Source organism: Agrococcus jejuensis, assembly GCF_900099705.1.
Taxonomy (GTDB): domain Bacteria; phylum Actinomycetota; class Actinomycetes; order Actinomycetales; family Microbacteriaceae; genus Agrococcus; species Agrococcus jejuensis.
Genome location: NZ_LT629695.1, coordinates 997,544 through 1,018,207, shown reverse-complemented (window position 1 = coordinate 1,018,207; position 20,664 = coordinate 997,544). Strand labels below are relative to the sequence as shown.

The window sequence follows — 20,664 nt, the reverse complement described above, 5'->3', positions numbered from 1 at the left end:
GGGACGCCCTCGGGGGACGCCGACGACGCGGCGCTAGATCTTGCGCAGCAGCACCGACCGCACGGTGTGGTCGGCGTCCTTGCGCAGCACGAGATCGGCGCGCGAGCGCGTCGGCACGATGTTCTCGGCCAGGTTCGGCCCGTTGATCGCATCCCAGATGCCCACGGCGTGGGCGCGCGCCGCCTGCTCGTCGAGGTCGGCGAAGCGGTGGAAGTACGACTCGGGCTTCTGGAACGCGCCCTGCTGCAGCGCGAGGAAGCGCTCGACGTACCACTCGCGGATCGCGGCGGTGCGGGCGTCGACGTAGACCGTGAAGTCGAAGAGGTCGGAGACCGCCATGTGCGCCTTCGACGCGGGCGGCTGCAGCACGTTGAGGCCCTCGACGATGAGGATGTCGGGGCGGCGGATGACGATGCGCTCGTCGGGCACGATGTCGTAGGTGAGGTGCGAGTAGACCGGCACCTCGACCTCCTCGGCGCCCGACTTCACCTGCGAGATCGCGGTGAGCAGAGCCCGGCGGTCGTACGCCTCGGGGAATCCCTTGCGCTGCATGAGGCCGCGGCGCTCGAGCTCGGCGTTGGGGAAGAGGAAGCCGTCGGTCGTCACGAGGTCGACGCGCGGGCTGCCCTCCCAACGGCCCAGCAGCTCCTGCAGCAGGCGGGCGGTCGTCGACTTGCCGACCGCGACGGAGCCTGCGACGCCCATGACGAACGGCACGGGCTGCACGCGCTCGCCGAGGAAGCCGGCGGTCTCGTCGTGCAGGCGGCGCGACGACTCCTGGTAGAGGCTCACGAGGCGCGAGATCGGCAGGTAGACCTCGGCGACCTCGCGCAGCTCGAGCCGATCGCCGAGGCCGCGCAGGCGTGCGACCTCGCGCTCGGTGAGCGGGTTCGGCGTCGTGGGCGCGAGGCGAGACCATGCGACGCGGTCGATCTCGACGAACGGCGTCTGCTGGTGGACCACGAGGGCCGAGCCTAGCGGCGAGCACCTGCGCGCGCCGGTAGCCTTGGGGGCATGTGCGGCATCGTCGGATATGCAGGCCCGCGGGACACCGTCGAGGTGCTCCTCGAGGGCCTCGGAAGGCTCGAGTACCGCGGCTACGACTCGGCCGGCGTGGCCGTCGTGGGCGCCGAGGGCGTCTCGTCGCGCAAGCGCGGCGGCAAGCTGGGCGTGCTGCGCTCGTCGCTCGACGACGCGCCGCTGCCCGAGTCGGGCATCGGCATCGGCCACACCCGCTGGGCCACGCACGGCGGGCCGACCGACGAGAACGCGCATCCGCACCTCGGCGACGACGGGCGCCTCGCGCTCATCCACAACGGCATCATCGAGAACTTCGCCGAGCTGCGGGCCGAGCTCGCCGAGGCGGGCGAGACCTTCACGTCCGACACCGACACCGAGGCGGCGGCGCTGCTGCTCGGCAGGCTGCACCGCGAGCACGGCGACCTGCGCTCGGCGATGCTCGCGCTCGTCGGCAGGCTCGAGGGGCAGTTCACGCTGCTCGCCGTGCACCTCGACGAGCCCGACGTCGTCGTCGGCGCGTGCCACAACTCCCCGCTGCTCGTGGGCTTCGGCGAGGGCGAGCAGTTCCTCGCGAGCGACGTGAGCGCCTTCGTGCGCTACACGCCGACGGCGCGCGCGCTCGGCAACGACGAGATCGCCGTCATCACCCCGACGGGCGTCGAGGTCATCGGCTTCGATGGCGAGCCCATCCCCGGCGAGACGTTCGAGGTCACGTGGGATGCCGCGGCTGCCGAGAAGGGCGGCTGGTCGTCGTTCATGGCCAAGGAGGTCTCCGAGGACCCCGAGGCCGTCGCGAACACGCTGCGTGGCCGCATCGTCGACGGCCTGCCGTCGCTCGGCGAGCTCGGCGCCCTCGACGACGAGACGCTGCGCGGCATCGACCGCGTGCAGATCGTCGCGTGCGGCACGGCCGCGTACTCGGCGATGGTCGGCGAGTACGCGATCGAGACGTGGGCGCGCATCCCCGTCGAGGTCGACCTCGCCCACGAGTACCGGTACCGCGACCCCATCGTCGACGAGCGCACGCTCGTGATCTCGATCTCGCAGTCGGGCGAGACGATGGACACGAAGATGGCGGTGCAGCACGCGATCGAGCAGGGCGCGCGCACGCTGTCGATCTGCAACACGCAGGGCTCGACGATCGCCCGCGCCTCCGAGGCGGTGCTCTACACGCACGCCGGCCCCGAGGTCGCCGTCGCGTCGACGAAGGCGTTCCTCGCGCAGGTCGTGGGCCTGCTGCTCACGGGCCTGCACATCGCTCGCGTGCGGGGCACGATGACCGACGAGGCGATCCGCGAGGTCACGGAGGCGCTCGAGGCGCTGCCCGACCAGCTGCGCACGCTGCTCGCCGAGCAGGGCGAGATCCGCGAGCTCGCGCAGTGGATGAGCGACACGCGCTCGGTGCTCTTCCTCGGTCGCCACGTCGGCTACCCCGTCGCGCTCGAGGGGGCGCTGAAGCTCAAGGAGCTCAGCTACATCCACGCAGAGGGCTTCGCCGCCGGCGAGCTGAAGCACGGCCCCATCGCGCTCATCGAGCCCGGCCAGGTCGTGTTCGTGGTCGTGCCGAGCCCGCGCCACCAGCAGGGCCTGCATGCGAAGGTCGTGTCGAACATCCAGGAGATCCGCGCGCGCGGCGCCCGCGTCATCGCGGTCGCCGAGGCGGGCGACGCCGCGGTCATGCCGTACGCGAACCAGGTGCTGCGCATCCCACTGACGCTGCCGCTGCTCGAGCCCGTGCTGTCGGTCGTGCCGCTGCACGTCTTCGCGCTCGAGCTCGCGACGGCGAAGGGCCTCGACGTCGACCAGCCGCGCAACCTCGCGAAGTCCGTGACGGTCGAGTGATCGTGGGGCTGGGCATCGACGTCGTGGACGTCGCGCGCTTCGAGCGCGCCGTCTCGCGCACGCCGGGCCTGGCGCAGCGGCTCTTCGCCGACGAGGAGCTCGTCGTCGACGGCGCCGCGCGACCCGTGCGGTCGCTCGCCGCCCGGTGGGCGGCGAAGGAGGCGGCGGCGAAGGCGCTCGGCACGATCGACGGCCAGCGCTGGCGCGACCTCGTGGTGTCGTCGGACGCCTCGGGTGCCCCGTCGCTCGTGCTCGGCGGCGCGTGGGCGGCGCTCGCGACGTCGCGCGGCGTGACGAGCGTGCACGTGTCGCTCACGCACGACGCGGGGGTCGCGGCGGCGGTCGTGGTCGCGGAGGCCTGAGATGCGGCACGTGGATGCGGCGGCGATCGCCGCGAACGTCGCGGTCGTCTCGGCGCGCACCGACGCGCTCGTGTGCGGGGTCGTGAAGGCCGACGGCTACGGCCACGGCGCGATCCTGGCCGCTCGGGCGATGCTCGAGGGCGGCGCGTCGTGGCTCGGCGTCGTCGACGTCGTCGAGGCGCTCGCGCTGCGTGCGGCGGGCATCGACGCGCCCGTGCTCGCGTGGCTGCACGCGGCGGAGCCCGATCTCGCGGCGGCGGTGACGGCGGGCGTCGACGTGGGCGTCTCGAGCGCCGCGCAGCTCGACCGCGCAGCGCTCGTCGGCGCGACGGTGCACCTCAAGGTCGACACGGGCCTCGGCCGCAACGGCGTGCCGATGGGGGAGTGGGCTGCCGTCGTCGAGCGCGCCGCCGCGCTGCAGGCGGCGGGCGACCTGCGGGTGCGCGGCATCTTCTCGCACCTCGCGGGTGCGGGCGACGCCTCGGACGCGGCGCAGCTCGCGGCGTTCGTCGACGCGTGCGCCGTCGCCGAGGTGCTCGAGCCCGAGCTGCGGCACCTGTCGAACTCCTCGGCGACCCTCGCGCTGCCGGGCGCCGCGCACGACATGGTGCGGCTCGGCATCGCCGCGTACGGCATCCACCCCGACGGCGACGACGCCGCGGGCTCGGCGGCGACGGCCGCGGGGCTGCGCCCGGCGATGCGCGTCACCGGCACGGTCGTCGACGGCGTGCTCGACGTCGGCGCGCGCCACGGGCTGCTGCCCGCGCCCGGCGCGCCCGTGCTCGTGGGCGACCGCGTCGTGCCCGTCGTCGAGGTCGGCGCGACGTCGACGTCGCTCGCCGAGCCCGTCTCGGGGCCTGCGGTGCTGTGGGGCGACCCCGCCGAGGGCGAGCCGAGCGCGATCGCGTGGGCGCTCGCGGCCGACACGATCGGCTACGAGGTCGTGACGAGGATGGCGGCGGCATGAGCGCGCCCATCGAGCCCGGCCTGCGCCGCGCACCGCGTCGCGTCGCGTCGGTCGACCTCGCCGGTCGCGTCGTGCGCCTCGCTGGCGAGGTCGTCTCGACGAAGCGCGTGCCCGCCGGCCACGGCGTCTCGTACGGCTCCGAGCACGTCACGAGCGGCGAGACCACGCTGGCGCTCGTCGCGCTCGGCTACGCCGACGGCGTGCCGCGCACCGCATCCGGCGCGCCCGTGACGGTCGACGGGGTCGCGCATCCCATCGCGGGCCGCGTCGCCATGGACCAGGTCGTGCTCGACGTCGGCGACGCCGCGGTCGTGCCCGGCGCGGAGGCCGTGCTGTGGGGCGCGGACGGTACGCCCGTCGGGGCGTGGGGCGACGCCGCACGCGTGCCGGCTCCGCTGCTCGAGGCGTTCGTCGGTCCGCGCGTCGAGACGATCGTCGAGGACGTCGTCGTCGACGCCGACGCCATGGAGGCGCTCGGGCGCCGTCTCGCCGGCATCCTCGGCGCGGGCGACGTCGTCGTGCTCACCGGCGAGCTCGGCGCGGGCAAGACGACGCTCACGCGCGGCATCGGCGAGGGCCTCGGCGCCGTCGGCACCGTCGCGAGCCCCACGTTCGTCATCGCCCGCACGCACCGCACCGCGACGGTGCCGCTGCTGCACGTCGACGCGTACCGCCTCGGCGACGAGGCCGAGCTCGACGATCTCGACCTCGACGTCGACGCGTCGATCACGATCGCCGAGTGGGGCCTGCCGCTCGTGCACGCCGTGGATGCGTGGCTGCACGTCGAGATCGTGCGCACGATCGGCGGCGACGACGTCGACGAGCCGCGCACCGTGCGGCTCACGGGCCACGGCGACCGGTGGCCCGCATCCCGACTGCTGGCGTTCGCGAGGGGGACCGCATGATCCTGGCCATCGACACATCGCTCGGCACGTCGATCGCGCTCGTCGACGGCGACCGCGTCGTCGCGGCGCGCGACGAGCACGACACCCGCAGGCACGCCGAGGTGCTCGACGTGCTGCTCGCCGACGTGCTCGGCGAGCACCGGACTGCCGTGACGCAGGTCGTCGCGGGCCTCGGCCCCGGCGCGTTCACGGGCCTGCGCATCGGCATCGTCGCCGCCCGCGCCGCCGCGCTCGGCCTGGGCGTGCCGTGGGTCGGCGTCTGCAGCCACGACGCCGTGGGCGTCGCCGAGGCCGGCCTCGTGCAGGTGACGACCGACGTGCGGCGCCGCGAGCGGGCATGGAGCCTGTACGACGGCGGGCAGCGCGTGCAGGGTCCTGCGCTCGCCCCCGCGATCGACGTGCCCGTCGTCGACGGCGCCCGCCGCGTCGACGCCGACTGGATCGGCGCCGCGGGCCTCGTCGCCGCGCTGCACGCCGGAGCCGAGCCGAGCCGCGACGCCATCTACCTGCGCGACGCCGACGCCGTGCCGAGTGCCGGCCCCAAGCGGGTGACGTCGTGATCGCCCTGCGCACCGCGACCGTCGACGACCTCGACGCCGTCATGGCGCTCGAGACGGCGTCGTTCGGGCTGACGGCCTGGGCGCGCGAGACCATGGCCGCCGAGATGGCGAGCCCGTGGGGTCGCTACGTCGTCGCCGTCGACGACGCGGGCGCCGTCGTCGGCTACGTCGGCCTGCGCGCCGTCGGCGTCGAGGGCGACATCCAGACCATCGCCGTCTCGGAGGCTGCGCGCGGCGCCGGCCTCGGCCGCAGGCTGCTCGCCGAGGCGCAGCAGGATGCGCGCGACCGCGGCGTGCAGGAGCTGTTCCTCGAGGTGCGCGACGACAACGCGCCCGCCCGCGCCCTCTACGCATCCGAGGGCTTCGTCGAGATCGGCGTGCGCCCCGGCTACTACCAGCCGGAGGGCGTCGACGCGATCGCCATGAAGAAGGAGCTCGCATGAGGCCGCTCGTGCTGGGCATCGAGACCAGCTGCGACGAGACGGGCGTCGGCATCGTGCGCGGCGACGAGCTGCTCGCGAACGTCGTCGCGTCGTCGATGGACCTGCACGCGCGCTTCGGCGGCGTCGTGCCCGAGATCGCCGCCCGCGCCCACCTCGAGGCGATGGAGCCCACGATCGAGCGCGCGCTCGCCGAGGCCGGCGTCACGCTCGACGAGCTCGATGCGATCGCCGTGACGGCCGGGCCGGGCCTCGCGGGCGCGCTCATGGTGGGCGTCGGCGCTGCGAAGGCCCTCGGCATCGCCGCCGGCAAGCCCGTGCACGGCGTCAACCACCTCGTCGGCCACGTCGCGGCGGATGCGCTCGCCGGCGGTCCGATCGAGCAGGAGACCATCGCGCTGCTCGTGTCGGGCGGCCACACGTCGCTGCTGCACGTGCGCGACATCGACGCCGACGTGGTGACGCTCGGCGAGACGATCGACGACGCGGCGGGGGAGGCGTTCGACAAGGTCGCGCGCCTGCTGGGCCTCGTCTATCCCGGCGGCCCGTCGATCGACGCGGCCGCGGCCGAGGGCGACCCGACGGCCATCCGCTTCCCGCGGGGCCTCACGGCGCCGAAGGATCGCGAGCGGCACCGCTTCGACTTCTCGTTCTCGGGGCTCAAGACCGCGGTCGCCAGGCACGTCGAGCGGTCGGCGGATGCGGGTGAGCTGTCGGTGCCCGACGTCGCGGCGTCGTTCCGCGAGGCCGTCGTCGACGTGCTCGTGACGAAGGCGATCGACGCGTGCGCCCACACGGGCGTGCCGCGGCTGCTGCTCGGCGGCGGCGTCGTCGCCAACCGTCGCCTGCGCGAGCTCGCCGCCGAGCGGTGCGAGGCCGCCGGCGTCGCGCTGCGCGTGCCGCCGCTGTCGCTGTGCACCGACAACGGCGCGATGATCGCGGGCCTCGGCGCGCGCCTCGTCGCCCGCGGCATCGCCCCGAGCGCGCCGGGCTTCGGCGTCGAGTCGACGCTCGACGCCGGCGTCATCCAGATCGCCTAGCCGCGCGCCGGCCAGAGGCGCCGCACAGCGTCGCGTGGCACGCTGGGTGCGTGAGCATCGCACCGCCGCCCGTCGCCGCCGCGCCCGAGGCGCCCGACGCCGCCGCGTACCGCGCGCCGGCGACCGACCTGCTCGCGATGCTCGCGATCGGCGCATCCGCGCTCGGCGTCACGTTCGTGCCCCTGCTCGGCTCGCTCGCCGGCATCGTGCTCGGCGCCATCGCCCTGCCGCGCATCCGCCGCGCAGGTGCGGGCGGCAGGCCGCTCGCGATCGGCGCCATCGTGCTCGGCGCCGTGGGCTTCGTCGCGATGCTCGTCGCCATCGTGCTCTTCGCCGCGAGCTTCGCGACGCTGTTCCAGAACCTGCCGTCGGGCCCGTGAAGCAAGCCCAGGGAACCGATCGACCGGTGCGGTAGCGTGATCCAGTCGCGTCGCACCGCTCTTCGTGACGACCGTGACCAGAGCCTGCCGAGGCAGGCGAGCATCCCTGGAGGGGGACCATGAGCGACCAGTTCTCGAACGGCAGCGAAGACCGCCGGTTCGCGCCGTCGGAGCAGCAGCCCGAGCAGCCCGCATCGGCGCCCAGCTTCGGCCAGGAGCCGCAGCAGCCCGCCGCGAGCGATGCCGGGGCCGGCTCGTGGGGCCAGCCCGCAGCGCAGCCCGAGCAGCCCGCGGCACCCGCCGCGCCCGCCTACGGCCAGCCCGAGCAGCCGGCGACGCCCGCGTGGGGCCAGCCCGCTCCCGAGCAGCCCGCCGCACCTGCGTACGGCCAGTCGACGCCCACGTACGGCCAGCAGCCCGAGCAGGCGGCACCCGCGTGGGGCCAGCCCGCCGAGCAGCAGGCAGCGCCCGCGTGGGGTCAGCCGGCCCCCGAGCAGCCCGCGCAGCCCGCGTACGGCCAGCCCGCAGAGGCCGCACCGGCGTACGGCCAGCCCGCCGAGGCTGCGCCTGCCTACGGCCAGCCCGCCGAGCAGGCGGCGCCTGCGTACGGCCAGCCCGCGCCCGCGTACGGTCAGTCGTCGCCTGCACCCGCCTACGGCCAGCAGACGTCGGCCCCCGCCTACGGCCAGCAGCAGTACGGCCAGCAGCCCGCGTACGGCCAGCAGCAGTACGGCCAGCAGCCCGGCTACGGCCAGCAGTACGGCCAGCAGCAGTACGGTCAGGCCGAGAAGGCGCCGCGCGGCAAGCTCACGGGCCTCACGATCACGGCGATCGTGCTCGCGGGCGTCGGCTTCATCCTGTCGTGGTCGGGCTTCGGCCTGCTGCCGGGCATCGGCGCGATCGTCACGGGCCTCATGAGCATGCGCAAGGCGCCGCAGAACAAGCCGTGGGGTCTCATCGCGATGCTCGTCGGTGCGGTCAGCACGCTCATCACGATCATCGTGATCATCATCTACGCAGTCGTCTGGCTGCCGTGGTTCGCAGCGGGCGGCTCCTTCTAGGCAGCACGCGCACCGCACGATCGCCCCGCCTCGGCGGGGCGTTCGTGCGTTCCGGGGCGGATGCGCGGGCGCGTCAGGCGCGCTCGGCGAGGATCGCCCGGTGCCGGCCGCCGATGCGCGTCGCGACGAGCGTCGCCGACGCGTCGCCGTCGAGCCGCAGCCGCCTGCGCAGGCGGTCGGGGTCGACGTCGGCGCCGCGCTTCTTCACCTCGAGGGTGCCGATGCCGCGGGCGCGCACCTCGCGCTGGATGGCCTTCTCGTCGAGCGGCAGCGTCGCGAGCACGCGGAACCGCTGCGTGAACGGGCTCTCGACGTCGGCGTCGGTCGTGAGGTAGGCGATGCGCTCGCTCACGACGCCCGCGTCGAGCGCGTCGGCGACGGCACCGATGAGGCGCGCGCGGATGACGGCGCCCGCGGGCTCGTGCAGCCACGTGCCGAGCTCGCGCGTCGGCACGGCGTCGGCGTCGGGGGAGCCCGCGAGCTCGTGCGCGCCGTCGGCGTCGAGCACGAGCGCCGACGTGCGCACGCCCTGCCTCGCGAGGGCGCCCGTCCACGCGACGGCCTCCACCGTCTCGCCATCGACCGTGACCCACTGCGTCTCGCCGTCGGCGGGCAGCTGGTCATGGTCGATCGCAGGGCCCAGCTTCACGCCCATGGGCCGCTGCGCCGCGAGCGACAGCACCCACGGCAGCGGCGGCGACCACTCCTCGACCGGCAGGCGGCGGCCGGATGCGTCGCGCCTGGCGGGGTCGGCCCAGATCGCGTCGACGCCCGCGAGATCCGCGTCCTCGGCGCGCCCGTGCGCCACCGACGCCTCGGGCAGCGGTGCGAGGTTGAAGCCTGCGACCGCCGCCGTCACCTCGTCGGCGTCGACGGCGCGCACGGCGCAGCCGGCGCCGGCGATCGCCAGCGCGTCGCCGCCGATGCCGCAGCCCAGATCCGCGACGGTGCCCATGCCGGCGTCGCGCATCCTGCCCGCGTGCAGGGCCGCGACGCGCAGCCGCGTCGCCTGCTCGAGGCCCGCCTCCGTGAACAGCATCGACCGGGCGAACGAGCCGAACTTCGCCTCGCCGCGACGCCGCAGCCGCGCCTGCGTCAGCACCGCAGCGACCAGCGCGCCGTCGTGCCCGCGACGCCGCAGCGTCTGCACGGCCTGCACGGCGCCGCCGAGGTCGTCGAGCGACGACGACACCTCGTCGAGCAGCGCGAGCCCGTCGCGCGAGAGCAGCAGGCGCAGGGCGTCGGCATCCATCCCACCATCCAAGCAGCGAACCCGTCCGCCGACGGCGGACGCGGCTGGCACTCGTGTTGCCCTCGTGCCAGCCGAACGCGTACAGTCGACCTGGCACTCGACGACGTCGACTGCCAATCAGACATCCGACTGAGGAAAGAGGGCACCGTGTCGGTCTCCATCAAGCCGCTCGAGGACCGCATCGTCATCCGCCAGGTCGAGGCGGAGACGACGACTGCCAGCGGTCTCGTCATCCCGGACACCGCCAAGGAGAAGCCCCAGGAGGGCGAGGTCGTGGCCGTGGGCCCCGGCCGTGTCGACGACAACGGCAACCGCATCCCCGTCGACGTCGCCGAGGGCGACCGCGTCATCTACTCGAAGTACGGCGGCACCGAGGTGAAGTTCGGCGGCGAGGAGCTGCTCGTGCTCTCGGCCCGCGACGTGCTCGCGGTGGTCGTGCGCTGACGCACCCCCACCCCACCGCGACGGCGGCACCCGGAATGGGTGCCGCCGTCGCGTCGTTGCAGGCTCGTTGAGAGGACGAGGATGCCGGAGTCGAAGGATGCGGGACGCGGGCTCGCGCTCGCCATCGGCGCGTACGCCGTGTGGGGCGTCGTGCCCATGTACGTCGTGCTCATGCAGGGCATCGGCGCCATCGAGCTCATCGGCTGGCGCGTGCTCGCCTCGCTCGCCGTCGCCGCCCTCATCGTGACGATCGTGCGCGGCTGGGGCGCCGTGCGCACCGTGCTGCGCGACCGCCGCTCGCTCGGCTTCCTCGCCGCCTCCGGCGTCGCCATCCTCGTCAACTGGACCGTCTTCGCGTATGCGGTGCTCACCGGCCACATCATCGAGACGAGCCTCGGCTACTTCCTCAACCCCATCCTCTCCGTCGTGCTCGCCGTCGTCGTGCTGCACGAGCGGCTGCGCCCCGCGCAGTGGGTCGCCGTCGGCATCAGCGGCCTCGCCGTCGTCGTGCTCGTCGTCGCCTACGGGGAGTTCCCCTGGATCGCGGTCGTGCTCGCCGCCGCGTTCGGCGTCTACGGCCTGCTGAAGAAGCAGGTCGGCGCGAAGGTCGACGCCATCACGGGCTTCACGCTCGAGACCGCCGCGACCGTGCCGTTCGCGCTCGCGATGCTCATCGGCTCGTCGATCATCCTCGGCCCCACGATCGTCGAGGTGTCCGGCTGGCAGCAGCTCGCCGTCGTCGGCTTCGGCATCGTCACCGCCGTGCCCCTCATGCTCTTCTCCGCCGCAGCGCGCCGCGTCTCGCTCGCGACCCTCGGCTTCACGCAGTACCTCGCGCCCACGATCTCGCTGCTGTTCGGCTGGCTCGTCATGCACGAGCCCATGCCTGCCGAGCGCCTCGCCGGCTTCGGCCTCGTATGGCTGTCGCTCGTCGTGCTCATGGTCGACCTCGTCGTCGCCGGACGCCGCCGTCGGCGCTCGCCCGTCGTGCCCGAGCCTGCGCCCTAGGGGTCGCTCGCAGGCCGGCGAGACCGGTCCACCTCCTCGCGATCGGACCGTGACCGTACCGCGACCAGACCGTTACACGTTCGTCACGAAACCGAGCCTTCTTCGGTTCCATCCGCGCCTATGGTTGGTCCAACCCCGGCGCGGCCGGGGGCATCTCCCTTGACACGAGGAGCACCATGAAGGCCTTCCTTCGTTCGCGCTCGCGCCGTGCCGCACTGCTCGCAGCCTCCACGGCAGGCATCGTCCTGCTCGCGGCGTGCTCGACCGGCGGCGGCGACAACGGCAGCGGCAGCGGTGACGGCGCCAGCGACGACACGCTCGTCGTCGGCACGATCCTGCCCCAGACCGGCAACCTCGCCTTCCTCGGCCCGCCCGAGTTCGCAGGCGTCGACCTCGCGGTCGCCGACCTCGAGGCCGCCGACTACCCGTTCACGATCGAGCAGGTCGACACGGACTCCGGCGACACGACGACGGACATCGCGCTCCAGTCGGCCAGCCAGCTCATCGACGCCGGTGCCGACGTCGCGATCGGCGCCGCCTCCTCGGGCGTCTCGTTCACGTTCATCGACCAGTTCGTCGACGCAGGCGTGGTGCAGATCTCGCCCGCCAACACGTCGCCCGACTTCTCGGACTACGACGACGACGGCTTCTACTGGCGCACCGCCCCCTCGGACGTGCTCCAGGGTCGCGTGCTCGGCAACCTCATGGTGAACAACGGCGCCGCCAACGTGGCGTTCCTGTACATCAACGACCCGTACGGCATCGGCCTCGCCGAGAACGCCGGCGCGGCCGTCGAGGCAGGCGGTGGCGCAGTGGTCGCGTCCGTCCCGTACAACCCGGGCGACACGAACTTCTCGTCGCAGGTGTCCGAGATCCTCGCAGCAGGCCCCGACGCCGTCGGCATCCTCGCCTTCGAGGAGACCGCGAACATCGTCCCCGAGCTGATCTCCACGCAGGGCTACCCGGCGAACCAGGTCTACTTCGTCGACGGCAACCTGTCGAACTCGTACGAGTTCCCGGCAGGCACGCTCGAGGGCACGCAGGGCACGCTGCCCGGCAACCCCGCCGACGACACGTTCCAGTCGCGCCTGCTCGAGGTCGACTCCAGCCTCACCGACTTCTCCTACGCCCCGGAGTCGTACGACGCCGTCATCCTCGCTGCCCTCGCGGCAGCGCAGGGCGGCTCGCCCGACGCCGAGACCATTCGCGACAACCTCCAGTCCGTCTCGGAAGGTGGCACGAAGTGCACCGACGTCGCCGAGTGCCTCGCGCTCATCGCCGACGGTGAGGACATCGACTACGACGGCGTCTCCGGACCCATCGAGTTCGACGAGAACGGTGACCCGACCGAGGCGTACATCGGCATCTACCAGTACGGTGCCGACAACCGCTACACGCTGCTCAACACCGAGTTCGGCTCGCTGACCGAGTAGTCATCGGTTCGGATCTCCGAATCACAGCACAGGACAGAGGGTCCCTGGTCTCGACCAGGGGCCCTCTGGCCGTGTCTGGGGGTGGTTCCGGGGCCGGGGTCGCGGCGGGATGGCGCTCCTCAGCTCAGACACTGCGAAGCGATCGAGGGGTCGTGGCCCAGGGGCCACGACCCCTCGATCGCTTCGCAGAACTCGACACCCCGCACCATCCCACCGCGACCCCGGTCCCTCCGTCGCGCTGGTGGTGGGGGAGGAGCTCCACCCCGAGGGGGAGGGCGCCGCGCGCGTCCGACGTGCTGCCGTGCCTTCCCGGCGCTCAGATCCCTCCCGTGGTCGCCGTGCGCCACTGCGACTGGGCGCCCCGCAGGTGCGCGGGTGTCGTGACGCGTGCGGCCTGCGGCCGCGCGCTCCTCGACCAGCTGCGAGAAGGCGTCTGCAGCAGGTTGAGACACCTCCTTCTTCGCCCCCCAGCTGCTCGAGGAGGCCGCGAGCGCAGCGAGCAGCTGTCACGAGACCGTGTACCTCCCGAGTGCGCTGATCCGCGACGAGGCAGGGGTGACCACCGTCGACGCCGGGGACGGCCGGGCAAAGCCGTCGGCGCGCAGGACGCGCGCGCAGCGCCCCACCCCACCGCGGCCGACCTCCCTCCCTGCGACCGGCGGAGCGCAGCGGTCGCACCACCCTCACCGGGACGCGAGGGATGTGCGGTCGACGGGATGTCGCGGGGTGTCGAGTTCTGCGGCCGGGAGGCGGGGCAGAGGCCCGCAGGGCCTCCGCCCCGCCTCCCGGCCGCAGTGTCTGAGCTGAGGAGCGACGTCCCGCCGGCCGCGCATCCCGGACCAACGACGAAGGCGCCGCACCCGATGGGTGCGACGCCTCCGAACGATCCGTCAGACGACTACTTCGACTCGTCCTTCGACTCCGACTCCGACGCATCCGAAGACTCGTCCCCGACGACAGCATTCGTCGACGTCTTCGCCTTCTCCTCCACATCCGTCGCCAGCGTGCCGAGGTACAGCTCGATGACCTTGGGGTCGTTGAGCATCTCGCGGCCCGTGCCGGTGTAGGCGTCGCGGCCCTGGTCGAGCACGTACGCGCGGTGGGCGATCTGCAGGCAGCGGCGTGCGTTCTGCTCGACCATCACGATGGTCACGCCGTGCTTGTTGATCTCGGCGACGCGCAGGAACGTCTCGTCCTGGCGCACGGGGGAGAGGCCGGCGGAGGGCTCGTCGAGCAGCAGCACCGACGGGTCCATCATGAGCGCGCGGCCCATGGCGACCATCTGGCGCTCGCCGCCCGAGAGCGATCCTGCACGCTGCTTGCGGCGCTTGCCGAGCTCGGGGAAGAGCCCTGCGACGAACTCGAACCGCTCCTTGAACATGCGGGGCTGCTGGAACAGCCCCATCTCGAGGTTCTCCTCGATGGTGAGGGAGGGGAACACGTTGTTGTTCTGCGGCACCATGCCGACGCCCTTGCCGACGAGCCTGTCGGCCTTGAGCCCGGTGATGTCCTCGCCGTTCAGCTCGACGCCGCCGCCGCGCACGTTGACCTGGCCGAAGATCGCCTTCAGCAGGGTCGACTTGCCGGCGCCGTTGGGGCCGATGATGCCGATGAGGTCGCCCTGGTTGGCGACGATCGAGCAGCCGTTGAGGATGTTGACGCCCGGCAGGTAGCCGGCGACGAGGTCCTTCGTCTCGAGCACGACGCTCATGCCTTGTCCTCCTCGCGGGCCGCGACGATCTCCTCGAGCTCCTCGGCGGCCTCCTCCTCGATCTGCTGGATCTCCTGGTTGGTGAGGGTGCCGAGGTCGGTGTCGTGGTGCGCACCGAGGTACGCGTCGACGACGGCCTGGTCCTGCATGATCGACTCGGGCGGACCCTCGGCGACGACCTTGCCCTCTGCCATGACGATGACCCAGTCGGAGATGTGCCGCACCATGTGCATGTCGTGCTCGACGAAGAGCACGCTCATGCCGTCGGCCTTGAGGCCGAGCACGTGGTCGAGCAGCGACTGCGTGAGCGCCGGGTTGACGCCTGCCATCGGCTCGTCGAGCATGACGAGCGTCGGCTTCGACATCAGCGCGCGCGCCATCTCGAGCAGCTTGCGCTGGCCGCCGGAGAGGGAGGCCGCGAAGTCCTCCCGCTTGGCGTCGAGCTTGAAGCGGGCGAGGAGGTCGTCGGCGCGGGCGATGTTCTCCTGCTCCTGGCCCTTCCAGAGGAACGACCAGAAGGCGGAGAAGAAGCGCTCGCCGCGCTGACCCGTGGCGCCGAGCAGCATGTTCTGCAGCACGGTGAGGCGTCCGAGCGACTTGGTGAGCTGGAACGTGCGCACCATGCCGCGGCGGGCGACCTTGTAGGCGGGGACGCCCGCGAGGGACTGCCCCTCGAACGACCACGTGCCCTCGTTGGGCTTGTCGAAGCCGGTGAGCAGGTTGAAGAACGTCGTCTTGCCTGCGCCGTTGGGGCCGATGAGCGCCGTGATGGCGCCGCGGGGGATCTCGACGTGGGCGACGTCGACGGCGGTGAGGCCGCCGAACTGCCGCTTCACGGCGTCGGCGACGACGATCGGGTCGACCTTCGCGCAGCCGGGGCCCACCTCGCCCTGGACGAGGTGGTGGGTCTTCGTGGCGCTAGACATTGAACGACAGCTCCTTCTTGTTCCCCATGATCCCTTGCGGTCGGAAGACCACGAGGACGACGAGGGCGACGCCGACGGCGACGAACGCGAGCTGGCCGGCCTGCGTCGCCGACATGGCGCCGAAGAGGCCGAGATCGTGGAGCTCGCCGATGAGGCCACGCACGAACGACAGCAGGAACCAGAACAGCACGCCGCCGAGCACGGGCCCGAGGACCGTCGCCGCACCGCCGAGCAGCAGCGCCGTCCACACGTTGAACGTGAGGGTGGTGGCGAAGCTGTCGGGCTGCACGGCACGGGGGAAGATGAACAGGATGCCGGCGATGGCGCCGATGACGCCGCCGAGCACGAGCGCCTGCATCTTGTAGGCGTACACGTTCTTGCCGAGCGAGCGCACCGCATCCTCGTCCTCGCGGATGCCCTTGATGACGCGGCCCCACGGGCTGCGCATGAGGCCCCACACGAGGATGATCGCGATGATCACGATGATCCAGCTCACGAGCGTGTACCAGGTGTTGTTCGACAGGTCGAGGAGACCGTCGTTGACGGCCTGGATGTCGCCCTTGAAGTCGGTGCCGCGGATGCCCTGCGAGCCGCCCGTGACCTCGGTGAGGTCCTGGGTGCGCACCGTGAAGCGCACGATCTCGGCGCTCGCGATCGTGACGATCGCGAGGTAGTCGCCGCGCAGGCGCAGCGTGGGGATGCCGAGGATGAGCGCGAACACCGTGGCGGCGGCGATGCCGACGAGCGTCGCTGCGAGCAGCGACAGCGCGGGCGGCCAGCCCCAGGCGTCGGTCGGGTTCACGAGGCTCGTGAAGATCGCGAACGCGTAGGCGCCGATGGCCATGAACCCGGCCTGGCCGAAGTTCAGCAGGCCCGCGTAGCCGAAGTGGATGCCGAGGCCGATGGCGGCGAGCGCGTACGCCGCCGACGAGGCCGAGATGAGCTCGCTGAGCGAGCCGAGCAGGACGTCGAGCATCAGCCGATCCTCTCCTTGCGACCGAGCACACCCTGCGGCCGGAACAGCAGCACGAGGATGAGGATGACGAGGGCCACCGCGAAGCGGAGGTCCGTGGGGAGCCACAGCGTCGACAGCTCGGTGGCGAGGCCGATGATGAGCGCGCCGACGAGTGCGCCGAACGCGCTGCCGAGACCGCCGAGGGTCACGGATGCGAACAGCAGCAGCAGGATGATGAAGCCCATGTCCCAGCGCACGCTCGCGCCGACGAAGTAGGCGTAGAGGATGCCGGAGAGGCCGGTGAGCGTGCCCGCGAGCACCCACACGATGCGGATGACGCGGTCGACGTTGATGCCCGACGCGGATGCGAGGCCCGCGTTGTCGCTCACGGCGCGCGTGGCCTTGCCGATGCGGGTGCGCGTGAGGAAGTACGCGACGCCCAGCAGGATCAGGATCGACACGACCATGCTCACGATGTTCGACACGCGCACGTTGAACGTGCCGAACGAGATGACCGCCGAGTTGTCGACCGCGAGGGTCTCGCTGCCGCCTCCGAAGATGAACTGGAAGAAGTAGCGCAGCGCGATCGAGAGGCCGATCGTCACGATGAGCACCTGCACGAGCCCGACGCGCCTGCGGCGCAGCGGCTTGAAGATGGCGGCGTCGTGCAGCCATCCGAACGCGGCGCTCGCGATGAGCACGCCGATCACCGACACCCAGACGGGGAGGTGCAGCGCGGTCGTGAGCATGTAGAACACGAGGGCGCCGAACGTGAGCATCTCGCCGTGGGCGAAGTTGTTGACGCCGGTGGTGCCGAAGATCAGCGTGATGCCGATGGCGCCGAGGGCGAGCAGCAGGCCGAAGTTGAGGCCGGTGAAGAGGCGCTGGCCGAGCTGCGACCACGAGAAGCGGCTGCCGGAGTCGGTGGACGAGCCGGAGCTCGAGCCCTCGTCCGAGCCGCCGCCGGTCGATCCTCCCGTGTCGAACGAGCCGGGCTCGCCGATCTGGAAGAGCACGCCCTGCGAGTTCGTGGTGCCGATCGTGAAGGGCCGCGAGACGTGCTCGGGGTTCACGGCGAGGCCATCGGGGATGGTCGTCTCGTCGATCGCCACGGTGTAGTCGCCGGGCCCGGGGACGCCGATCGACCAACGGCCATCGTCGCCCGTCGTCGCGGTGCCCTCGAAGCCGTCGGCTCCCGTGGCGGTGATCACGACGCCCGCGAGGGGCGTCTGGGGGTCGGACCTGACGATGCCCTGGAACTGATAGGCCTGGGTCGGGTCGGTCGGTGCCGGCGTGGCGCTGGCCTGGGTCGATCCCAGGCTCAGGGCGATGCCGAGGGCGACGAGCAGCGCAGGGATGGCGAGCCACCACCTGGCCGGTCGGAGCGTCTTCTCCACATGTCCTCCAGTGGTCCGTGGCGCACCCATACGGGAATGCGATAGGCGGGGTGCCTGTTGCACGGTGGAGTCAACATAGCCCGGTTGCCGTGTCGAGCATGTTTCGTCTTCTGCTCGGATCGGCACTCGGGACCGAATCGTTACTCGTACGATGGATGGCGATGGAACTCCGCGACCCGTTCGGCTTCACCGGTCTCACCTACGACGACGTCATGCTGCTCCCGGGCCGCACCGACGTCATCCCGAGCGAGGCGGACACCTCGACCCAGCTCTCCCGGCGCATCCGCCTCGCGGTGCCGCTCGTGTCGAGCGCCATGGACACGGTCACCGAGGAGCGCATGGCGATCGCCATGGCGCGCCAGGGCGGCATCGGCATCGTGCACCGCAACCTCGCGATCGCGGACCAGGCGGCGATCGTCGACCGCGTGAAGCGGTCGGAGTCGGGCATGATCACCGACCCCGTGACGATCGGTCCGGATGCGACGGTCGCCGAGGTCGACGCGATCTGCGGTCAGTACAAGGTGTCGGGCCTGCCGGTCGTCGACGAGGGCGGGCACCTGCTCGGCATCATCACGAACCGCGACATGCGCTTCGTCGGCCGCGAGGAGGCTGCGACGGCGCTCGTGCGCGACGTCATGACGCCCGCGCCGCTGACGACGGCGCCCGTGGGCACGTCGCGCGAGGACGTGCTCGAGATCTTCAAGCGGTCGAAGCTCGAGAAGCTGCCGCTCGTGCACGAGGACGGCCGCCTCGCGGGCCTCATCACCATCAAGGACTTCGACAAGGTCGAGCAGTACCCGTTCGCGACGAAGGACGAGCACGGCCGTCTGCGCGTCGGTGCGGCGATCGGCTTCTTCGGCGACGCGTACGACCGCGCCGAGGCGCTGCTCGAGGCGGGCGTCGACGTGATCGTCGTCGACACCGCCAACGGCGAGTCGCAGGGCGTCATCGACATCGTCACGCGCCTCAAGGGGGACAGCCGCTTCGACGCCGTCGACATCATCGGCGGCAACGTCGCGACGCGCGAGGGTGCCCAGGCGCTCGTCGACGCGGGCGTGGATGCCGTGAAGGTGGGCGTGGGCCCCGGATCGATCTGCACGACGCGCGTCGTGTCGGGCGTGGGCGTGCCGCAGGTGACCGCCGTGTACGAGGCGTCGCTCGCCGCGACCCCCGCGGGCGTGCCGGTGATCGCCGATGGCGGCCTGCAGTACTCGGGCGACATCGCCAAGGCGCTCGTGGCCGGCGCATCCTCGGTCATGCTCGGGTCGCTGCTCGCCGGCACCGACGAGTCGCCCGGCGACCTCGTGCTCATCAACGGCAAGCAGTACAAGTCGTACCGCGGCATGGGCTCGCTCGGCGCGATGCAGACGCGCGGCACGAAGACGTCGTACTCGCGCGACCGCTACTTCCAGGCCGACGTGCCGTCGGACGAGCAGCTCATCGCCGAGGGCATCGAGGGCCAGGTGCCGTACCGCGGCCCGCTCGCGACGGTCGCGTACCAGCTGTCGGGCGGCCTGCGGCAGTCGATGTTCTACGTCGGCGGCCGCACGATCCCCGAGCTGCAGACGAAGGGCCGCTTCGTGCGCATCACGGCGGCGGGCCTCAAGGAGTCGCACCCGCACGACATCCAGATGGTCGTCGAGGCGCCGAACTACCGCCGCTGACCCGTTGCGAGGTGCGCTTCGTGCAATGAGGTGCGCTTCGTGCACCGTGGGCGGTTCCGAGGTGCGGTTGTTGCATTGAGGTGCTGTTGCAACCGCACCCGAATGCAGCAACCCCACCTCGCAACGGGTGGTGCGTCCCTCACAGGCGACGGCCGTCCACAGGCGGTCTCCCGCGCAGGTCTGCTCGCCATCCGGTGACGGATGCTACCGGCATGCCCGACCCGCTCGACATCGTCCAGACCTCGCAGGCGAAGGCGCTCGGCCTCGTCCCCTCGAGATCCCGTGCGCTCCGCCAGATCCGTCGCGGCAGCTATGTCGACGCGACCGCTCAGGACTCGGCAGGTGTCGAGGATCGGTACCGAGCACGTGTGCGAGCGGTCGGCATCGCACGTCCGCGCATCGTCTTCGCGCTGGAGTCGGCCGCAATGCTCCATGGCCTCCCGTTCGGCACGGAGCCGCGGTACGTGTTCAGCACCGGCGACCCGTCGATGTCGGGCGGGCGGGCCGGGGTTCGGAACTCGCATCTGCCGATCCGACCCGAGCATGTCGTCGAGGTCGACGGGCTCCGATGCTCGAGCGTGGCGTGGACGCTTGCCGATCTCGGGCGACGGCGCATCCCCAGCGACGGGATCCCTGCGATGGATGCCGCGCTCGCCACGGGCGTCGTGACGAAGCCCGACATCGAGCGCGCACTGCTGCACCAGAGCAAGCAGGGCAGGGTGCGGGCTCGTTGGTCGATCGCCTTCGCCGATGCTCGGTCGGAATCGGTCGGCGAGTCCCGCAGCCGGGTCGCCATCGCGCTGCTGGGCTTCCCTGTGCCGCAGCTCCAGGTGGTCGTGCGCACGCACCTCGGGGAGTTCCGAGCCGACTTCGGCTGGCGACGCGGCGAGCGTTGGCTGCTCGGCGAGTTCGACGGGCTCATGAAGTACGGCTCGCTCGCAGCTGCCGAGGGGCGCACCGGCGTCGATGCGCTCGTGAGCGAGAAGCGCCGTGAGGATGCGATGCGCGTGGCGTCGGACGTCTGTCGATGGACGTGGGATGACGTGATCCGCCCCGAGCGCCTCGAGCGCATCCTTCGCGCGACTGGCCTGCCGCAGCAGGAGCGAGTGCTGCCGACAGGCGTGCGCCTCCTCTCCTGATCGCGTTCCGAGGTGCGCTTGCTGCATTGAGGTGCGGTTGCAACAGCACCTCAATGCAGCAAGCGCACCTCGAAAGCTTGGACGGCGCACCAGCCGCACCTCGCAACGGGGGAGGGTTGCGGGATGCGAGGACGCGATATATCGTGTTGGACAGGACG

The 20,664-nt window shown here is 72.0% G+C and carries 20 protein-coding genes; 14 read left to right on the top strand and 6 right to left on the bottom strand.

All coding sequences use genetic code 11. The annotated features are described in order from the left end of the window. Nucleotides 1-33 precede the first annotated feature (33 nt). Nucleotides 34-963 carry a type I pantothenate kinase gene (gene coaA, locus BLQ67_RS04770; RefSeq protein WP_092502937.1) on the bottom strand — a complete coding sequence of 310 codons (930 nt, stop codon included), beginning with the start codon at nt 961-963 and terminating at the stop codon, nt 34-36. A 51-nt stretch (nt 964-1,014) separates the two neighbouring features. Here coaA and glmS point away from each other — a divergent pair, with 51 nt between their 5' ends. From glmS to BLQ67_RS04725, 9 genes are all read left to right on the top strand, one after another. Then, nucleotides 1,015-2,862 carry a glutamine--fructose-6-phosphate transaminase (isomerizing) gene (glmS, locus tag BLQ67_RS04765; RefSeq protein ID WP_092502935.1) on the top strand — a complete coding sequence of 616 codons (1,848 nt, stop codon included), beginning with the start codon at nt 1,015-1,017 and terminating at the stop codon, nt 2,860-2,862. 2 nt (nt 2,863-2,864) lie between these two features. Next, nucleotides 2,865-3,224, top strand: coding sequence for a holo-ACP synthase (locus BLQ67_RS04760; RefSeq protein WP_331711990.1), 360 nt, complete (start codon nt 2,865-2,867; stop codon nt 3,222-3,224). 1 nt (nt 3,225) lies between these two features. Beyond that, nucleotides 3,226-4,191: an alanine racemase gene (locus BLQ67_RS04755; protein ID WP_092502931.1), complete on the top strand. Its 966-nt coding sequence runs from the start codon at nt 3,226-3,228 to the stop codon at nt 4,189-4,191. Beyond that, nucleotides 4,188-5,096, top strand: a complete 909-nt coding sequence (gene tsaE / locus BLQ67_RS17000; protein WP_092502929.1) for a tRNA (adenosine(37)-N6)-threonylcarbamoyltransferase complex ATPase subunit type 1 TsaE — start codon at nt 4,188-4,190, stop codon at nt 5,094-5,096. The genes BLQ67_RS04755 and tsaE overlap by 4 nt, the downstream gene beginning before the upstream one ends. Further along, entirely contained in the window at nt 5,093-5,656 is a 564-nt protein-coding gene (gene tsaB, locus BLQ67_RS04745) for a tRNA (adenosine(37)-N6)-threonylcarbamoyltransferase complex dimerization subunit type 1 TsaB (RefSeq protein ID WP_092502927.1), read from the top strand. The genes tsaE and tsaB overlap by 4 nt, the downstream gene beginning before the upstream one ends. Beyond that, entirely contained in the window at nt 5,653-6,099 is a 447-nt protein-coding gene (gene rimI, locus BLQ67_RS04740; RefSeq protein ID WP_331711989.1) for a ribosomal protein S18-alanine N-acetyltransferase, read from the top strand. The genes tsaB and rimI overlap by 4 nt, the downstream gene beginning before the upstream one ends. Next, entirely contained in the window at nt 6,096-7,136 is a 1,041-nt protein-coding gene (gene tsaD / locus BLQ67_RS04735; RefSeq protein ID WP_092502925.1) for a tRNA (adenosine(37)-N6)-threonylcarbamoyltransferase complex transferase subunit TsaD, read from the top strand. Before rimI ends, tsaD begins: the two co-directional genes overlap by 4 nt. 50 nt (nt 7,137-7,186) lie before the next feature. Continuing rightward, the gene (locus BLQ67_RS04730; RefSeq protein WP_092502923.1) at nt 7,187-7,516 is read left to right on the top strand and encodes a DUF4190 domain-containing protein; all 330 of its coding nucleotides are present in this window, start codon (nt 7,187-7,189) and stop codon (nt 7,514-7,516) included. Between the two features lie 119 nt (nt 7,517-7,635). Then, entirely contained in the window at nt 7,636-8,577 is a 942-nt protein-coding gene (locus BLQ67_RS04725; RefSeq protein WP_092502921.1) for a hypothetical protein, read from the top strand. A 73-nt stretch (nt 8,578-8,650) separates the two neighbouring features. On the opposite strand, the gene BLQ67_RS04720 is transcribed toward BLQ67_RS04725, so the two are convergent. After that, on the bottom strand, nt 8,651-9,829 hold the full coding sequence (locus tag BLQ67_RS04720; protein ID WP_092502919.1) for a class I SAM-dependent methyltransferase: 1,179 nt from the start codon (nt 9,827-9,829) through the stop codon (nt 8,651-8,653). A gap of 147 nt (nt 9,830-9,976) precedes the next feature. On the opposite strand from BLQ67_RS04720, the gene groES reads away from it, so the two are divergent. The 3 genes from groES to BLQ67_RS04705 all read left to right on the top strand — a co-directional run bounded on the left by groES (nt 9,977) and on the right by BLQ67_RS04705 (nt 12,714). Further along, on the top strand, nt 9,977-10,273 hold the full coding sequence (gene groES, locus BLQ67_RS04715; protein WP_092502918.1) for a co-chaperone GroES: 297 nt from the start codon (nt 9,977-9,979) through the stop codon (nt 10,271-10,273). 81 nt (nt 10,274-10,354) lie between these two features. Then, entirely contained in the window at nt 10,355-11,281 is a 927-nt protein-coding gene (rarD, locus tag BLQ67_RS04710; RefSeq protein WP_092502916.1) for an EamA family transporter RarD, read from the top strand. 176 nt (nt 11,282-11,457) lie between these two features. After that, complete coding sequence (locus BLQ67_RS04705) at nt 11,458-12,714, top strand: ABC transporter substrate-binding protein (RefSeq protein WP_092502913.1); 1,257 nt, start codon at nt 11,458-11,460, stop codon at nt 12,712-12,714. An 898-nt stretch (nt 12,715-13,612) separates the two neighbouring features. Here BLQ67_RS04705 and BLQ67_RS04700 read toward each other — a convergent pair. From BLQ67_RS04700 to BLQ67_RS04685, 4 genes are read right to left on the bottom strand one after another with little or no spacing between them, the layout of a single operon-like run. Further along, complete coding sequence (locus tag BLQ67_RS04700) at nt 13,613-14,425, bottom strand: ABC transporter ATP-binding protein (RefSeq protein WP_092502911.1); 813 nt, start codon at nt 14,423-14,425, stop codon at nt 13,613-13,615. Continuing rightward, entirely contained in the window at nt 14,422-15,351 is a 930-nt protein-coding gene (locus tag BLQ67_RS04695) for an ABC transporter ATP-binding protein (RefSeq protein ID WP_092502909.1), read from the bottom strand. Before BLQ67_RS04695 ends, BLQ67_RS04700 begins: the two co-directional genes overlap by 4 nt. Then, a complete protein-coding gene (locus BLQ67_RS04690; RefSeq protein WP_092502907.1) occupies nt 15,344-16,327 on the bottom strand; it encodes a branched-chain amino acid ABC transporter permease in 984 nt (327 codons plus the stop codon). Before BLQ67_RS04690 ends, BLQ67_RS04695 begins: the two co-directional genes overlap by 8 nt. Continuing rightward, a complete protein-coding gene (locus tag BLQ67_RS04685) occupies nt 16,327-17,703 on the bottom strand; it encodes an ABC transporter permease subunit (RefSeq protein ID WP_231945169.1) in 1,377 nt (458 codons plus the stop codon). Before BLQ67_RS04685 ends, BLQ67_RS04690 begins: the two co-directional genes overlap by 1 nt. A 161-nt stretch (nt 17,704-17,864) precedes the next feature. Here BLQ67_RS04685 and guaB point away from each other — a divergent pair, with 161 nt between their 5' ends. Continuing rightward, nucleotides 17,865-19,367, top strand: coding sequence for an IMP dehydrogenase (gene guaB / locus BLQ67_RS04680; protein ID WP_092502904.1), 1,503 nt, complete (start codon nt 17,865-17,867; stop codon nt 19,365-19,367). Between the two features lie 212 nt (nt 19,368-19,579). Next, nucleotides 19,580-20,506 carry a hypothetical protein gene (locus BLQ67_RS04675; RefSeq protein WP_092502902.1) on the top strand — a complete coding sequence of 309 codons (927 nt, stop codon included), beginning with the start codon at nt 19,580-19,582 and terminating at the stop codon, nt 20,504-20,506. Nucleotides 20,507-20,664: the final 158 nt, after the last annotated feature.

Coding starts and splice junctions, on each gene's coding strand:
- tsaE (WP_092502929.1), top strand. CDS start 4,188: ATGAGCGCGCCCATCGAGCCCGGCCTGCGCCGCGCACCGCGTCGCGTC.
- BLQ67_RS04705 (WP_092502913.1), top strand. CDS start 11,458: ATGAAGGCCTTCCTTCGTTCGCGCTCGCGCCGTGCCGCACTGCTCGCA.
- BLQ67_RS04675 (WP_092502902.1), top strand. CDS start 19,580: ATGCCCGACCCGCTCGACATCGTCCAGACCTCGCAGGCGAAGGCGCTC.
- BLQ67_RS04700 (WP_092502911.1), bottom strand. CDS start 14,425: ATGAGCGTCGTGCTCGAGACGAAGGACCTCGTCGCCGGCTACCTGCCG.
- tsaB (WP_092502927.1), top strand. CDS start 5,093: ATGATCCTGGCCATCGACACATCGCTCGGCACGTCGATCGCGCTCGTC.
- tsaD (WP_092502925.1), top strand. CDS start 6,096: ATGAGGCCGCTCGTGCTGGGCATCGAGACCAGCTGCGACGAGACGGGC.
- rarD (WP_092502916.1), top strand. CDS start 10,355: ATGCCGGAGTCGAAGGATGCGGGACGCGGGCTCGCGCTCGCCATCGGC.
- BLQ67_RS04725 (WP_092502921.1), top strand. CDS start 7,636: ATGAGCGACCAGTTCTCGAACGGCAGCGAAGACCGCCGGTTCGCGCCG.
- BLQ67_RS04690 (WP_092502907.1), bottom strand. CDS start 16,327: ATGCTCGACGTCCTGCTCGGCTCGCTCAGCGAGCTCATCTCGGCCTCG.
- glmS (WP_092502935.1), top strand. CDS start 1,015: ATGTGCGGCATCGTCGGATATGCAGGCCCGCGGGACACCGTCGAGGTG.
- BLQ67_RS04755 (WP_092502931.1), top strand. CDS start 3,226: ATGCGGCACGTGGATGCGGCGGCGATCGCCGCGAACGTCGCGGTCGTC.
- guaB (WP_092502904.1), top strand. CDS start 17,865: ATGGAACTCCGCGACCCGTTCGGCTTCACCGGTCTCACCTACGACGAC.
- BLQ67_RS04720 (WP_092502919.1), bottom strand. CDS start 9,829: ATGGATGCCGACGCCCTGCGCCTGCTGCTCTCGCGCGACGGGCTCGCG.
- BLQ67_RS04695 (WP_092502909.1), bottom strand. CDS start 15,351: ATGTCTAGCGCCACGAAGACCCACCACCTCGTCCAGGGCGAGGTGGGC.